The organism is Planktotalea frisia, from assembly GCF_001890925.1.
Lineage (GTDB): Bacteria > Pseudomonadota > Alphaproteobacteria > Rhodobacterales > Rhodobacteraceae > Planktotalea > Planktotalea frisia.
This window is the reverse complement of the sequence record NZ_MLCB01000150.1, coordinates 1-16,003: the sequence shown is the minus strand read 5'-3', so window position 1 is coordinate 16,003 and position 16,003 is coordinate 1. Positions and strand designations below refer to the sequence as shown.

At 53.1% G+C, this 16,003-nt stretch carries 13 protein-coding genes and 1 pseudogene; 7 read left to right on the top strand and 7 right to left on the bottom strand.

Going from position 1 to position 16,003, the window contains the following annotated elements:
* The first annotated feature begins 10 nt into the window (after positions 1 to 10).
* Genes PFRI_RS12595 through PFRI_RS12580 form a run of 4 tightly spaced genes read left to right on the top strand, consistent with a single transcriptional unit; the run spans position 11 to position 4,429 of the window.
* Positions 11 to 775: an ATP-binding cassette domain-containing protein gene (locus PFRI_RS12595; RefSeq protein WP_072631058.1), complete on the top strand. Its 765-nt coding sequence runs from the start codon at positions 11 to 13 to the stop codon at positions 773 to 775.
* Positions 776 to 2,212: a xylulokinase gene (gene xylB, locus PFRI_RS12590; RefSeq protein WP_072631057.1), complete on the top strand. Its 1,437-nt coding sequence runs from the start codon at positions 776 to 778 to the stop codon at positions 2,210 to 2,212.
* 1 nt (position 2,213) lies between these two features.
* Positions 2,214 to 3,515: a xylose isomerase gene (gene xylA / locus PFRI_RS12585; protein WP_072631056.1), complete on the top strand. Its 1,302-nt coding sequence runs from the start codon at positions 2,214 to 2,216 to the stop codon at positions 3,513 to 3,515.
* Positions 3,516 to 3,523: 8 nt separating this feature from the next.
* Positions 3,524 to 4,429: a fatty acid desaturase gene (locus PFRI_RS12580; protein WP_072631055.1), complete on the top strand. Its 906-nt coding sequence runs from the start codon at positions 3,524 to 3,526 to the stop codon at positions 4,427 to 4,429.
* Here PFRI_RS12580 and PFRI_RS12575 read toward each other — a convergent pair.
* From PFRI_RS12575 to PFRI_RS12560, 4 genes are all read right to left on the bottom strand, one after another.
* Entirely contained in the window at positions 4,426 to 4,842 is a 417-nt protein-coding gene (locus PFRI_RS12575) for a VOC family protein (RefSeq protein ID WP_072631054.1), read from the bottom strand. The genes PFRI_RS12580 and PFRI_RS12575 overlap by 4 nt on opposite strands.
* 77 nt (positions 4,843 to 4,919) lie before the next feature.
* Positions 4,920 to 5,963 carry a quaternary amine ABC transporter ATP-binding protein gene (locus PFRI_RS12570; RefSeq protein WP_072631053.1) on the bottom strand — a complete coding sequence of 348 codons (1,044 nt, stop codon included), beginning with the start codon at positions 5,961 to 5,963 and terminating at the stop codon, positions 4,920 to 4,922.
* A gap of 13 nt (positions 5,964 to 5,976) precedes the next feature.
* Positions 5,977 to 7,005 (bottom strand): ABC transporter permease, encoded by a 1,029-nt coding sequence (locus tag PFRI_RS12565; RefSeq protein WP_072631052.1) that lies wholly within the window; start codon positions 7,003 to 7,005, stop codon positions 5,977 to 5,979.
* A gap of 98 nt (positions 7,006 to 7,103) precedes the next feature.
* Positions 7,104 to 8,081 (bottom strand): ABC transporter substrate-binding protein, encoded by a 978-nt coding sequence (locus PFRI_RS12560; RefSeq protein WP_175549256.1) that lies wholly within the window; start codon positions 8,079 to 8,081, stop codon positions 7,104 to 7,106.
* A 244-nt stretch (positions 8,082 to 8,325) separates the two neighbouring features.
* On the opposite strand from PFRI_RS12560, the gene PFRI_RS12555 reads away from it, so the two are divergent.
* The 3 genes from PFRI_RS12555 (at position 8,326) to PFRI_RS12545 (ending at position 12,008) form a co-directional block, all read left to right on the top strand.
* Positions 8,326 to 9,555, top strand: a complete 1,230-nt coding sequence (locus tag PFRI_RS12555) for an FAD-binding domain-containing protein (protein ID WP_072631051.1) — start codon at positions 8,326 to 8,328, stop codon at positions 9,553 to 9,555.
* A gap of 6 nt (positions 9,556 to 9,561) precedes the next feature.
* Complete coding sequence (locus tag PFRI_RS12550; protein ID WP_072631050.1) at positions 9,562 to 11,097, top strand: FAD-binding domain-containing protein; 1,536 nt, start codon at positions 9,562 to 9,564, stop codon at positions 11,095 to 11,097.
* A gap of 74 nt (positions 11,098 to 11,171) precedes the next feature.
* The gene (locus tag PFRI_RS12545; RefSeq protein WP_072631049.1) at positions 11,172 to 12,008 is read left to right on the top strand and encodes an oxygenase MpaB family protein; all 837 of its coding nucleotides are present in this window, start codon (positions 11,172 to 11,174) and stop codon (positions 12,006 to 12,008) included.
* Positions 12,009 to 12,059: 51 nt separating this feature from the next.
* Here the strand turns inward: PFRI_RS12545 and PFRI_RS12540 are convergent, their stop codons facing one another.
* The 3 genes and pseudogenes from PFRI_RS12540 to PFRI_RS12530 form a co-directional block, all read right to left on the bottom strand.
* On the bottom strand, positions 12,060 to 13,127 hold the full coding sequence (locus tag PFRI_RS12540; protein ID WP_072631048.1) for a Hint domain-containing protein: 1,068 nt from the start codon (positions 13,125 to 13,127) through the stop codon (positions 12,060 to 12,062).
* Between the two features lie 193 nt (positions 13,128 to 13,320).
* Positions 13,321 to 15,012, bottom strand: a pseudogene (gene rpsA, locus PFRI_RS12535) (30S ribosomal protein S1); the annotation flags it as partial.
* A gap of 209 nt (positions 15,013 to 15,221) precedes the next feature.
* Positions 15,222 to 15,893 (bottom strand): hypothetical protein, encoded by a 672-nt coding sequence (locus PFRI_RS12530; RefSeq protein WP_139292120.1) that lies wholly within the window; start codon positions 15,891 to 15,893, stop codon positions 15,222 to 15,224.
* Positions 15,894 to 16,003 lie beyond the last annotated feature (110 nt).

Genomic DNA, 16,003 nt, shown 5'->3' with positions numbered 1-16,003 from the left:
GGTTTTGACAATGACTAACGAACGCACAGGAACCCCGCTTGTTGAAATGCGTGATATCTCGATTTCCTTCGGTGGTATTCGCGCTGTCGATGGTGTGTCGCTTGATCTCTATCCGGGCGAAGTTGTTGGCCTTTTGGGCCACAACGGAGCGGGCAAATCGACGCTTATCAAATGTCTTTCGGGCGCATACCAAGCCGATAGCGGTAAGTTTTATGTTGATGGCCAGCCCGCGACAATCAACAGCCCGCGCGACAGCCGCGATCTGAACATCGAGACGATTTACCAAACTCTCGCGCTTGCAGATAACCTAGATGCGGCGAGCAATCTGTTCTTGGGTCGCGAAATCACCACGCCTTTAGGCTTTCTAGACGACGGTCAGATGGAGGCTGAAACACGCAAAATCATAGCGCGCCTTAACCCGAATTTCAAAAAGTTCAAAGAACCTGTCTCGGCCTTGTCCGGCGGTCAACGTCAATCTGTCGCGATTGCGCGTGCGGTCTATTTCAATGCGCGCATTCTCATCATGGATGAACCTACAGCTGCGCTTGGTGTCCATGAAACAGAAATGGTTGCATCGCTCATCAAAGAGCTGAAAAATCAGGGCCTCGGGATTTTCCTTATCAGCCATGATACGCGAGAAATGATGGATCTCTGTGATCGTGTTGCGGTTATGAAAAACGGTCAATTGATCGGCAATGAGCGCGTCGAAGATGTAACTGAGGATGATATCCTCTCAATGATCATCATGGGCAAAAACCCAAAAGCGGCGGCCTAAATGTACATCGGGCTTGATCTTGGCACGTCTTCGTTGAAGGCAATTCTGATCGATGACGATCAGAGCATTCTTGCGGAGCATGCGGTCCCCTTGACCGTATCGCGCCCGCAAGATGGCTGGTCAGAGCAAGACCCGAGCCAATGGTTCGCCGCGACTGATTTGGCAATGAAATCCCTTGCTGCGCAGACTGATCTTTCCGCTGTGCGCGGCATTGGTTTGGCTGGGCATATGCACGGCGCGACCTTGCTGGACGATGCTGACAAAGTGCTGCGCCCTTGCATCCTTTGGAACGACACACGCTCTGCTGATGAGGCCAGCGCACTAGATAGTGATCCGCAGTTTCGCGACCTCTCCGGCAATATCGTCTTTGCAGGCTTCACCGCGCCCAAAACCGTTTGGGTCAAGAACAACGAGCCTAAGAATTTCGCTAAACTCGCGAAGGTCCTGCTGCCAAAAGACTACCTGCGCCTTTTGTTGATCGGCGACCATGTCGCCGAAATGTCTGACGCTGCGGGCACAAGCTGGCTGGATGTGGCCAAGCGCGATTGGTCCGATGATCTGCTAAACGCCTGTGATCTTGATCGCTCACATATGCCGCGTCTTGTCGAAGGATCGCAGAGTTCTGGCACATTGTTAGACGCCCTTGCCCAAGATTGGGGTCTCCCCAAGGGTGTCGTCGTGGCGGGCGGAGGCGGTGACAATGCTGCCTCCGCCATCGGCGCGGGTGTTGTGAGCAAAGGCGATGCTTTCGTTTCGCTTGGCACGTCGGGCGTTCTCTTCGCCGCTTCTGATGCCTATCAACCCGACGCGGCCAGTGCTGTGCACACGTTTTGTCACGCGCTCCCTGATACATGGCACCAGATGGGTGTGATCCTAGCGGCGACCGACGCCCTGCAATGGCTTTCGCGGCTTACAGGACAAAGTGCATCTGACTTAACCTCAGATCTCGGCCCGCTCCAAGCCCCTGCGCGCACGCTCTTCCTGCCCTATCTGGGTGGCGAGCGCACGCCTCACAACAATCCTGCGATGCGCGGGCAGTTCCTTCACTTGGATCAGGCCACGGACGCAAAAGAAGCTGCGCGCGCTGTGCTCGAAGGGGTGACCTTCGCCTTTGCCGACTGCCATGACGCTTTGCGCTCCACAGGCACGGTCATTGAACGCGCGCTTGCGCTTGGTGGCGGTGCGAAGTCCGACTATTGGCTCAGCGCGATCGCGACCACTTTGAACCTGCCCCTTATGCTACCCCAAGCGGGTGATTTCGGCGCCGCGCTTGGCGCTGCACGCCTTGGCATGATGGCCGCGAGCGGTGCTGGCATCGAGATTGCGACCCTGCCGCCGATTGAGAAAGCCATCGAACCACAGAGCGCGCATATCGCTGCGTTCACCGATACACATGCGCGCTACCGCGCGGCTTATTCCGCTCTAAAGGACCTCTAACATGACCGACTTTTTCAAAGGTATCCCTGCGATCAAATACGAGGGCCGCGAGAGCGATAATGACTTCGCATTCCGCCATTATAACCCTGATGAAGTGATCATGGGCAAGCCAATGAGCGAGCATCTGCGCTTTGCCGCAGCCTATTGGCATTCCTTCGCGTGGCCCAGCGGCGACCCCTTTGGTGGGCAAACTTTAGAGCGCCCCTGGTTCGGTGACACGATGGAGTTGGCCAAGATGAAGGCCGATGTGGCCTTCGAGATGTTTCAAATCCTGAACGTCCCTTATTTTTGCTTCCACGATGCAGATGTGCGCCCTGAAGGGGCTGATTTCGCAGAAACCACGCGCAATCTGGAAGCCATCGTAGACTACTTCGCCCAGAAGATGGACGAGACTGGCGTGAAATTGCTTTGGGGCACCGCCAACCTGTTTTCGCACCGTCGCTTTATGTCGGGTGCTGCCACGAACCCTGATCCCGACATTTTCGCCTACTCCGCCGCGACAATCAAAACCTGTATGGATGCGACGATCAAACTTGGGGGCGAAAACTACGTTCTTTGGGGCGGTCGCGAAGGGTATGAAACACTGCTTAACACCGACATGGGGCGCGAGCGTCAGCAAGCGGGACGCATGTTGCAGATGGTCGTGGATTACAAACACAAGATGGGCTTCAAAGGTGCGATCCTGATCGAGCCCAAGCCACAAGAACCGACAAAGCACCAATATGACTATGACGTTGCCACTGTTTACGGCTTCCTCAAGGACTTTGGTCTTGAAGGCGAAGTTCAGGTGAATATCGAGCAAGGCCATGCGATTTTGGCAGGCCATTCGTTTGAGCATGAACTCGCCATGGCGCGTGAGTTGGACATCTTTGGGTCTATCGACATGAACCGCAACGATTACCAATCTGGCTGGGACACCGATCAATTTCCAAACAACGTGCCAGAGATGACGCTGGCTTATTACGAAGTACTGCGCGCGGGTGGTTTCAAAACCGGTGGTACGAATTTCGACGCCAAGCTGCGCCGACAGTCGCTTGATCCAGAGGATTTGATCCTCGCGCATGTGGGTGGTATGGACGCTTGTGCTGCGGGCTTCAAAGCGGCGGCGGCAATGTTGGAAGATGGCAAGTTAGAAGCCGCGCGCGATGCACGTTATGCTGGCTGGGATAGCTCTGGTGGCAAGGCGTTGCTCAATAGCGATCTTGGCACTATCCATGACGATGTGCTGGCAAAGGGGCTTGATCCACAGCCGCAATCTGGTCGTCAGGAACGTCTGGAGAACCTTGTTAACCGTTACCTTTAGAGGCTCGCTTGCCAGAGTTTGATCATAAGACGCTCATTGCCAGTCTAAGCAGTGAAGAGCGTCGATCCCTCTTGGCGCAAAATGATCGCGACGGGTTAATCCGCTTCGCATGGCACTTCGGCAGCATTATCGCTTTGGCTGCACTGATTACATTCGGCGCACCCTTTCAGGCGCTTCTCACACTGATGCTGGGCATCTTGATCTGTTTTCTCTTCACCCTGCTGCACGAGACGGTACACCGCACGCCCTTCAAAACCGACGCTTTGAACATTTGGGTCGGTCGTCTTTGCGGGTTTCTGACGCTTCTCGGCCCCGAGTGGTTTCGCTATTTCCACTTCGCGCATCATCGCTACACCCATGACTCTGAACACGATCCTGAATTGCAAAGTGCAAAGCCGCAGACGCTTTGGGAGTATCTCACTTATCTCTCTGGCCTGCCCGATTGGCGGGATCGCGCGCTGACGCTTTGGCGCAATGCGTTTATACCCAATGAAGACTCTTACGTCCCCGCGCGCGGCAAAGCTAAGGTGATGCGCGAAGCACGCATTCAACTGGCACGTTATGGGGTGCTGATCGTCCTTAGCCTAGCCTTTCAAAGCACGCTTTTGATCGAAATTTGGTTGCTGCCGATCCTGCTTGGGGGGCCGTTCTTACGTGCCTACTTGCTCGCTGAACATGCACAGTGCGAGCACGTACCATCGATGCTAGAGAACACGCGGACCACGCTAACCAATCGCGTCGTGCGCTTCATTGCGTGGAACATGCCCTATCACGTCGAGCATCACGCCTATCCCTCTGTTCCGTTTCATAAACTGCCAGAGTTTCATCAACACACACAGGCGCATATCAAGCATCTGGATGAGGGCTATGCCCGCTTTAACCGCGATTTCGCGCGCAGTGTGATCGAGACTTAGTCGTCGCGGCTAGGTTCATCAGGGTTGTTACACAGCAAAGCGATCTTGTTGCCTTGCGGGTCGCGCAGATAACCCACGTAGAAATTCGGCCCATAAGACGCGCGAAACCCCGGCTGACCTTCGTCGATACCGCCAGCGGCAAGCGCGGCCGCGTGCAATGCGCGCACTTGCGCATGTGTATCCGCTTCAAAAGCGATCATCGTGCCATTACCTGCGGTGGCGGGCTGACCGTTATATGTAGGTTTGACGTAGAAATCTGGCAGCAATGGGCGTTCGCCCTCTGGCACAGGAAGTGCGTAGCTGAGCCCTTCCGCACCTTCTTTAAACCCATAGCCAAGCGCGGGTAGAAACGATCCATAAAACCGCTTCGCACTGACGATATCATCTGCACCGACGGTGACATAAGCTATCATTCTGAGCGGCCCCTATCGCGCATTCGATTGTGAGATGGGTAAAAGCAACGCGCCTAAAACGCGTTACTTTTGTGATTTTATTCAGCAGCCTCAGTTGAGGACAGGCGCGGCACCAATGCTTTGACCAGATCGCGCATGTGCAATTCACCCACTGGCGTGTCGCCTTCCATGACGCGGTAGTGCAGCGTTGTATCACCTTCAGAGCGCGCAATCAGAGACTCAAGATTGTCACCGATATCCACATCGCCCGCGAATTCAGTGCCCTTCAAAGGCGCCATCACCGACTTCACACGCAAGACCCGCGCGCGATTGATATCGCTGACGAAGTCCTCGATGTAGGGATCACACGGGTTCATCAGAATGCCTTGCGGTTCGCCCTGCTGCACCACTGCCCCGTCTTTCAGGATAACCAGATGATCGGCAAGTTTCAGCGCTTCATCAAGGTCGTGTGTGATGAAGACGATGGTCTTTTGCAGCTCGTCCTGAAGTTCGAGCAAAAGGTTCTGCATGTCTGTACGGATAAGCGGATCGAGCGCCGAAAACGCTTCGTCCATTAGCATGATATCGGTGTTCGCCGTCAACGCACGCGCAATACCCACACGTTGCTGCATGCCACCCGATAGCTGCGCAGGATAGCGATCCTCGTAGCCTTGCAGGCCAACCCGCGCGAGCCATTTGCGCGCTTCTGTATTTTGCGTTTCCTCATCAGAGCCACGCACCTTAAGCGCCATCGCTGCGTTTTGTTGAACTGTACGATGCGGTAGCAAAGCGAACTTCTGAAAGACCATCGACATCTTGGTCTGACGCACTTCGCGCAGCTCTGTTTCCGAGAGCTTCATGACGTCGACACCGTCCACCAAGATCTCGCCCGCAGTGGGTTCAATCAAACGGTTGAGGTGACGGATAAGCGTCGATTTACCAGAACCGGACAGGCCCATCACAACGGTGATCTCGCCCGCTTGCATGTCGACGTTGATGTCTTGCAGACCCAGCACATGCTGATGCTGTTCCAGCAAGTCTTCTTTGCCCATGCCCTCTTTGACATGTTGCAACACTTCTTTGTCCTTTGGGCCAAAGATTTTGAACAGACCGCGAAGACGGACTTTGGGTTCGTTTGCCATTGCTCCGACCTCCTTAGTGTTTCACGCGGGTCATATCGACCCGTGTCAGCGCCGCCTTGGACACACGGTCCAAGATGACAGCCAGCAGAACAATGCCAATACCCGCAACAATTCCGACACCCAATTCAAGGTTTCGAATACCGCGAAGAACGTTCACACCAAGACCCGGTGCCGAAACGAGAGAGGCGATAACAACCATCGCAAGGCTCATCATGATCGTTTGGTTGATGCCCGCCATAATGTTTGGCAGCGCGAGGGGTAACTCGACCCCCATCAGCTTTTGGCGAGAATTCATACCGAACGCATTTGCCGCCTCGATCACATCTTGATCCACAAGGCGAATACCAAGGTCCGTCAAACGCACCACAGGGACAATCGCATATAGGATAATCGCAATTCCATAAAGTTTGGACTCTGTCACCGAGAACAAGAAGATCAGCGGGATCAGATAAACAAAGGTCGGCAAGGTTTGCAGCAGGTCAAGCACAGGCACAACAGAGCGTTGCAATCGATCCGATTTGGACATCGCGATACCGATAGGCACCCCAAGCATGACGGATATTCCTGTACACACAAAGATGATCGAGAGCGTCTGCATGGCCACGTCATAATGATCAACAAGCCCCAGCAAGAAGATTGAGAAAGCGACAAAGATGGTCACACCAACAGAGCGCGACGCATACCATGAAATCGCCACGAGAATTGGCACCATTATGAACCAAGGCGTCTCTGCAAAGGTCCAAAGCGCACCGTCCAAAAGCCAGCTTAGCGGCTGCGTGATAGGATCGAGAATGGATTTGAGAACTGGCTTCGCCGCCAAAAACCCTTCTTCGATACCCTTGGTCACATCGCGCGATTGGATGATGCCAGAGCAGCTTTCATTGAGATTATCGAGGGAGGGAAACGGAAAAAACTCGCCCTTGGTTTCTTCACCACTGCTTTGTGCAAGCAAATCTGCCATCGACATTGGGGCGCTGGATGCTTCCGCGCCACACCAATCTGACAGGCCTAGTGCTTTGAAAACACCGTCATAAAAGGCCATTTGTATCTCTCCCCAGTCCCTTGAAGATTTTATTATTCTTATAAATAGAAAAGCCCCCCCGCCGAAAATGCGGGAAGGCTTCTGTCGTGTCGTTCAGCTTACTTGAGCAGTGCCGCGAGCTTTTCTTTCGCGCCATCGTTCAACCAGCCACCCCAAACGTCTTTGTTGTTTGTGAGGAAGTACACAGCCGCTTCGTCGTAAGATGCGTTGTTGTCGAGGCGCCATGCCAGCACTTCGCCCATCTGAGCGTTCGTGAAGGAGATATTGCCCATCAACTCAGCAATCGCTGGGTTTTCTTCAACGAACGCCTTGGACGCCGCTGTCACAACTTTAGACGCTGGATATGCAGAGAAACCAGGTGTCGCGCAATCAACGTCGCCGTTACATGCGTGTGCTTCGGCGTTGTACTCAGGCACTTTCACCGCAACCATTGGGTACTTGCCCAAGACTGCTGTTGGAGCCCAATAATAACCGAACCAAGGTGCTTTTTCGTCATACGCCGCAGCGATAGACGTCTGAAGCGTTTCACCAGAACCGTGCTGGAAGCGCTCAAGGCCGGAGCCTTCGATGTTGGCCGCTTTCAGGTTGTTGTTATTGATGATGTCACACGCCCAGCCCGATGGGCAATCGTGGAACTTGCCGCCAACAGCCGCTGGATTGGCCATGATGCCCTCCCATGTTGTCAGCTCTGGGTTACTCTCTGCGAGATACGCAGGGATCCACCATGCCTCAACGCCGCCGTCGGACAGAACGTTGCCCAGCTCGACCAGTTTGCCATCAGCAAGCAGTGGCTCATAGGCTGGCGTAGAGTTCGCCCAGACTTCGGTCAGAATGTCAGGCTCGCCTGTTTCCGCCAAAGATGTCAGCGCCGGAACTGTGGAGGACGGAACGACCTGCACGGAACAACCGTAGCCCTGCTCCATCAAGAACTTGGAAACGGCCGTTACAACAGCCGCAGATGCCCAGTCCATTTGTGTGATTGAAACGTCGCCACATGCGTGGCCATCGGCCATTGCCGCGTTCGCACCGAACGTGAGAGCGACAGCAGCAGCTGCACCAGTTACCATTTTTTTCATTATGTAGTCTCCCTTATGGTTCTTTTCTCGTGAGTTTGGAAAAGAAGCTGGAAGTAAGAGGAACATGAAACCGTCCGAGTCGCGAGAGAAAAACGGCACTAATTTTCATTTTTGCGACCCTTGCCCTTGCCTCGCGCACTACGCGCCTTAAATCTGGGCTTTTTTATAAAACCTTGCTGGACAGGCCCACCTCCAAGACTACGTCGTGGAGCTCGAGTGTAACCGGCAAGAAGAGGTCAGTGAAATGAATACGCAAGATCTTTTTGGTCAAGGTACGCCCCCCAGCGAAAGCGTGACTTTTGCACCAACACGCAAAGCTGGTTTAGAGCGGTTGGAGAAATTTCTTTCGCGCACAGGTCACCACTACGAGCGCAATCGCAACTATGATTTCGGGCCAGAACAGCGCTCCAACATTTCTGTTTTGTCCCCGTGGATCAGACACCGCATCATAACCGAGCAAGAGGTGTTGACCCAAACGCTGGCTCGGCAAAGCCCTTCAGCTGCGGAAAAATTCGTCCAAGAAGTGTTCTGGCGCGGATACTTCAAAGGGTGGCTCGAACAGCACCCTAGCGTTTGGCTCAGCTACAAACGCGACCTTGTTCAAAAGCTTGATGCGCTTGAGGCCAACAACTTTCTAAACGCGGAGTATCAAACCGCGATTGAGGGTCGCACAGGCATTGATTGCTTTGATCAATGGGCACGCGAACTGGTGGAAACGGGGTATTTGCACAATCACACACGGATGTGGTTCGCCTCGATCTGGGTGTTCACACTCGGGCTGCCTTGGCAACTTGGCGCTGACTTTTTCATGCAGCATTTGCTCGATGGCGATCCTGCATCCAATACATGTTCATGGCGCTGGGTTTCCGGCCTGCACACCAAAGGCAAAAGCTATCTCGCACGCGCCTCAAACATTGCCAAATTCACCGATGGTCGCTTCAATCCTGTTGGGCAACTCTCACCAACAGCTGTGCCTTTGGTGGAAGACTTCGATCATCCTTTGCTTCCCATCCCTGAAGCCGACGCTCTGCCAGAGGCGGCGTTCCTGTTGCTTGTGACGCCAGAAGATTGTCAAGCCAGCGCGCTTTGGGCGGAAAACGCAGCCGCAGTGCTTGCCTTGCCAACACCTGAGCAAGAACGCCAAAGCATCCGCGTCCAAGCATTCAAAACAGGCGCGCTACAAGACAGCATCTCAGATCTAAACGGAACATTACTGTGCGCTGATTGGGTCACACAAATTACTGAGGTCGCGCGCGAAGCGAACGTCAAACACATCGTCACAGCGTACACCCCAATTGGCCCCAGCGCGGATCAATTAGCGACAGCGGCTCCCAGTTTAACCGAAGCTGGCCTAACCCTGCACCGCGTGCGCAGACCCTATGACACGCTCACATGGCCGCACGCGAATAAAGGGTTTTTCAAAGTCAAAAAGCAGATACCAAAGATTTTGCAGGGCCTTGGTCTTGCGCCCTAGATCGCGATGAACGGTGGCATTCATATCGTATGGTTCAAACGTGATTTGCGCATTAGCGATCACGCGCCTTTGGTTGCTGCGATAAAAAGTGGTGCGCCGATCCTGCCTCTTTATATCGTCGAGCCTGAATACTGGCGCCAACCCACCGCATCGCGCCGTCATTGGTATTTCATCCACGATTGTTTGGGCGAGTTGAACACGGCCCTCACAGCGCTTGGTCAGCCCTTAGTCATCAAAATTGGTGAAGCCTGCGAGGTTTTTCAAGAGTTGCACAATGTGCATCAGATCGACGCTATCCACGCGCATGAAGAATCCGGTGATCTTTGGACATTCCAGCGCGATATTAACGTCAAAACACTTTGCACGAGAAACGCCATCGCGCTGCAAGAGTATCCCTACAACGGCGTCGTGCGCCGCTTGAAAAGCCGCGATGACTGGTCGCAAATCCGAAATATGCGCATGGCCGAGCCGATCCTTCCAGCTCCGAAACGTCCCCTCATCGCATCGCGCGGCCACTCTGACGACCTGCCGCACAAAGACGACCCGATGTTCGGATCCACTGCGATTGGCCATGTGCAAAAAGGGGGTCGCACAGAAGCCTTAAAAGACCTGCGCAGCTTTCTTACGGATCGCTCTCGCGGTTATCTGGCTCATATCTCCGCACCTGATCGCTCCGAATATCACTGTTTACGTTTGTCCGCTCATTTGGCTTGGGGCAGCTTGTCTGTGCGCGAAGTCACACAGTCCATTAGCAAACGTCGCAAGCAACTCTCGCCTTTGGAAAAACCGGCTTTCGCCCGCAATCTTAGTGCGTTTGGCTCGCGTCTCGCTTGGCGATGTCATTTCATTCAAAAGATCGAAGACCAGCCTAAAATCGAAACCCACTGCATGCATCCCGCTTTTGAAGGTCTGCGCGAAAACGAACACAATGAAACCTTTCATCAAGCATGGAAAAACGGGCAAACAGGGTATCCCTTCATCGATGCCTGCATGCGCAATCTCACGGCTCAGGGGTGGATCACATTCCGTATGCGCGCGATGTTGGTCAGCTTTGCAAGTTACCAGCTTTGGCTCGATTGGCGCATCACCGCGCACCACCTTGCGCAACTCTTTACAGACTACGAGCCCGGCATTCACTACAGCCAATTCCAGATGCAATCGGGCGTGACCGGCATCAACACAATGCGCGTTTACAACCCGATCAAGCAATCGATGGAACACGATCCCAAAGGCACTTTCATTCGCAAATGGGTGCCTGAATTACGCGCGGTGCCAGACGCGTTCATTCATGAACCATGGACATGGGAAAAGACGTTGATCGACGACGCCGATTTCGAATTGGGACGCGACTACCCTGCGCCAATCGTGGATCAAGCAAGCAGCGCGCGGCGCGCAAAAGAGCGTATCAGCGCGCTCCGACGCGGCGAAACGTTTCGCACTGAAGCAAATGCAGTCTTCCAGAAACTTGGCAGCCGTAAATCCCCCGATCGCCGAAAGAAGCCGCCTAAAAAACCAGACACCAATCAGCTTTCCTTGTTTTGAACAACGCGCGCCTTGTGCTGTCTGATGCTTGCGCCCATGTTTGAAGCTTGGCTTTAGAGGGTGAGAGCATACAAATGACGGCGTGGTCGAACGAATTGCAATCACTTGATCCAGAGACCGACTATGAGCGGATCGTCTATCTGCTCAGCGTTTATGAGTTTTCTTGGGACATTGAAAAAGCTCTCGAATTCGCGCTGTTTCGCACCTATGCGGTGCCATCTATTTCCAGCCTTTTGTCTCGCACAGGCGCGTTCAGCAAAGATACGCGCAAACGCTATGACGACACAGAACTGATCTTGTCTGAAATCGCGGAGAACGGCCAAGACAGTGATCCAGGGCGCAAAGCGATTGAACGCATGAACGACATGCACGGGCGCTACCGTATTTCGAACAACGATATGCTCTATGTCCTTTCGGCTTTTGTGGTGGAACCCGTCAAATGGCTCGAACGCTTTGGCAAACGCGCGATGCGCCCAGCGGAAATTGAAGCGAGTGTGCTTTACTATCAGGCGCTGGGTCAGAAAATGGGTATCAAAGACATCCCACTCGATTTCGTTGAATTCGAAGAATATCAGCGCGCTTATGAAGCCACACACTTTCATTACGAGGATACCAACGCCGAAATAGGCTGTCTCACACGCGATTTGTTATTGTCGATGTATCTCCCAAATTGGCTTGTGCCCTTTGGCAGACCTGCGGTTCATGCTCTGTGCGATCCCGAATTGCGCGATGCAATGGGGTTTACGCATCCTCCCCGCTGGCTAGAACACGCTATGGTTACGGGCCTGAAGCTTCGCGCAAGTTTGCTGCGCATTCTGCCTTCGCGGCGAAGACCTCGCTTGCTGACAAAGCGGGATCGTCCTACCTACCCATCCGGCTATCGGATTGGCGAGCTTGGAACGTTCAAGTAAGGGTCTGCCTGAAAAAATACGAAAATCATGAACCAAGCTTAACAACACCTATCAGCCCGCGCGGTGCATCCAAATCGGGAATAGCTCAGAAATTCCGCGCCCGCGTCGAATTTCGCCGCCAGTCATATATTTGCGCGCGGGGCGTCCATAACTAGAAGCGACAGCTTCACGACCCTCCAATACGCTTACTAACTCGGGAAAAATCTCGATAATCGTCTCTCGCCCCATCGCTTTCAACGCTAATGGCCCCGGATAAAGGCTTTCAGTCGCGATGCCATCGGCAAATACAATCTCATGGTTGTCGCAAAGGAAATGAATGTATGTGACAGCTGCGAATTTTCCATCCACCCAAGCGACTTCGGTGCCCCAAAACTCAGCAAGATGTTTGGCGCGGATCAACTGCCCATCAACGAGTAATCCATGCTGTGGAGAGACGCGCATCTGTCGCGCATTTCCCAAAGCACCCTTGGCGATAACGATAGGGCGCAAGTGCGGGTTTGCATCAAGCTCGGCTCGACAAAGTTGTCTATGCCCAACCCAGCGTATGGTCTGATAGCCATGATCCTGCGTGCGAACACGGTGGCCGGGCCAGATCATTTCCACAGGCGTATAGCCTTGATCTGTCTCGATCAATGTGCTGGGTGTGAAACAAACAACTGAAGAATTATCGACTGCCGAGTCAGCGAAAAATCCCGAGTAATTGCTACCCGTAACAGACAGCAACTCAATACTCTGGATGTTAAGATTGTCTAGTGTGCCACTATTGGCCCAGTCCGTGGCAAAGACATCGCCGTTTTGCATTTGGATGACAGTAATTTCGATGATGCTTGTCGAACCATCCCCTAACAGAACCGCAGCGTTGTAGGTTTGGGTTGAGTCGAGCAATTGGGATGTCGGCCCTGCCCCGCTATCATATGTGAAGTCTTCGCTCGTCGCGCCAAATTCATCATCCCAAATTACCCCGTCACCGTCGATATCATCTACCGCAACTGTTATGAGGGGTGGTTTGGAATATGAACCGAGTATCGCCGCGGCGTTCTCGGTATCACCGTTTGACTCGTTAGTGTCCATGTCAGCAAAATTGCCGAGAAAGAACATCTGACTGTTGAAAACTGGCATTTGTACAAGCGCTCCAATGTAGATCTTTGGAGTCCAGTAAATGCCTCTGGTTAAGATTGGGTTCTTGCGCGGCAGAGCGCACAAATATTCACCGCTTGAACGTCGAGTTTTGCGAGCCATCCCTGCGGCGCAAACAAAAAGGCCCCGCCAGATCACTCCAGCGGGGCCTCTTTAATTTCTAAAGCATTAACGCTTAGTCGTCAGACTTCAGAGCTGCGCCAAGGATATCACCCAAGGACGCACCGGAGTCAGAAGAACCATACTGCTCCACTGCTTCCTTCTCTTCTGCGATCTCGCGCGCTTTCACGGAGACACCCAAACGGCGTGTCTTCGCGTCGACGTTTGTGATGCGCACGTCGACTTTGTCGCCAACGGAGAAACGCTCTGGGCGCTGCTCTGCACGGTCACGGGACAGGTCAGAACGACGGATGAAGGACTTCATGCCTTCATACTCGACCTCAACGCCGCCCTCTTCGATGGCTGTCACTGTGACAGTCACGATGGAACCACGCTTTACGCCGCCAACCGCTTCAGCGAACTTGTCGCCGCCAAGCGCCTTAACGGAGAGTGAGATACGCTCTTTCTCAACGTCGACTTCAGATACAACCGCCTGAACAATATCGTTCTTGTGGTAGCTCTGAATGGCTTCTTCGCCGCGCTCGTCCCAAGATAGGTCGGAGAGGTGAACCATGCCGTCGATGTCGCCCTCGAGGCCAATGAACAAACCGAACTCGGTGATGTTCTTGACTTCGCCTTCAACCTCAGTGCCCTCAGGGAACTGCTCTGCAAAGACTTCCCATGGGTTGCGCTGTGTCTGCTTGAGACCAAGGGAAACGCGACGCTTTGTGCCGTCGATTTCCAGAACCATGACTTCGACTTCCTGAGACGTAGACACGATCTTGCCCGGGTGTACGTTCTTCTTTGTCCAGGACATTTCAGACACGTGTACGAGACCTTCAACACCTGGCTCCAGCTCAACGAATGCGCCGTAATCAGTGATGTTGGTGACGCGACCTGTGTGCGTGCTCTCGAGTGGGTACTTGCCAGCAACCAGATCCCATGGATCTTCTTGCAACTGCTTCATGCCCAAGGAGATGCGGTGCGTCTCTTTGTTGATCTTGATGACCTGAACCTTAACCGTCTCGCCGATTGTCAAAATCTCGGAGGGGTGGTTCACACGGCGCCATGCCATGTCTGTCACGTGAAGCAGGCCGTCTACGCCGCCAAGATCGACAAATGCGCCGTATTCGGTGATGTTCTTAACAACGCCGTCAACTGCCTGACCTTCTGTAAGGTTGCCGATGACTTCTGCACGCTGCTCTGCGCGAGACTCTTCAAGGATAGCACGACGCGATACAACGATGTTGCCACGACGACGGTCCATTTTCAAAATCTGGAACGGCTGCTTCATACCCATCAATGGGCCCGCGTCACGCACAGGGCGTACGTCAACCTGAGAGCCCGGCAAGAACGCAACCGCGCCGCCAAGATCAACCGTAAAGCCGCCTTTAACGCGACCAAAGATTGCGCCTTCAACGCGCTCTTCGTCTGCGTATGCTTTTTCCAGACGATCCCAAGCTTCCTCACGGCGCGCCATCTCACGAGAGATAACCGCTTCGCCGCGTGAGTTCTCTGCGGAGCGCAGGAACACTTCAACTTCGTCGCCAACAGCGATTTCAGGAGCTTCACCAGGGTTTGCGAATTCTTTGATGTCGACGCGGCCTTCCATCTTGTAGCCTACGTCGATAATGGCTTGACCCGCTTCGATTGCGATGACCTTACCTTTGACAACTGTTCCCTCGTCGGGTGTGTCCATTTCGAAGCTTTCGGTTAAGAGTGCTTCAAACTCGTCCATTAGATTAGCCATGTGGCGCTTCATATCCTTTAACGTTGTTTTTCTGGCCGCGCGGTTGTCTCCGCCGGTCTTTGGGTTGCTTTGGTTGGTGCGGCTTTTGCAAACGAGAAAGAGGGCCGGAGGTCCCGACCCTGCTCAACTCGTGGTGCAAGCGAAGTGATTCACCGCTCCAACGCTCGCGCGTATAGAGAGGAATCGCCTGTGGGGCAAGAGAGACAATGTGGCTGCCCTTTCCAACGTTAGAAAAAGTCTGCCTTTGAAAGAACGTCGTGACGTTTCCATATCACACTGCTAGTATTACCAATATTGAACTCAGTAGTTCTCTTCAGTTCAACATGGTATTGCTTAAACAACCACTCCGCATAGTCAAAACAAGAAGTGTAGTCTCGCATCCCTTTTGGCCCACTAGACAACTCGTTGGAAAGCTCGAAAACCTGATCAAAATAATCGTGAGCATTAACAACCAGAACAGATGTGAAACCAGGAGACTGCCCTGAGTGTACTACTGAATTTCTTGCACGATAAATTCTATGCAATTGCCATTCAACACGCCTTTGATGGTTATTTAATGTCTCAACTACACGCTTAGGTTTTTCAAAAACCTTGCCAAGACTGTACAAGCGGTATCTAAGAAGCTCAAAATCATCAACCTTTCCAAACAGCTCGTTGAACTGTTCTGAATTTTCCTTGTGGGCAATCAAAGAGAATACCTTCACGCTCAAGTCGGCTTCGCTATCGGCATTTATACCATTCAGCAATTCAAGTGAATATTCCCTGTTCCAACGCGTGAGGTCTGTGGCTAACCTCCAAAAAATCCTTCTGAAATATTGCATTCCTACAAAGGGCAACACACCTTCAACCACTTCTCTAATAATAGATTGGCCTTTTCTTTTTGGTACAATTGTTTCCAAAGACGTCCACAAAATTATTAATTTATTATCTATACACAGAGTCCTCGAGCACCCGACTTTTGACGGGTTGACGTCTGACCGTAGAACGATTCAGCTAACCGCATGATCCG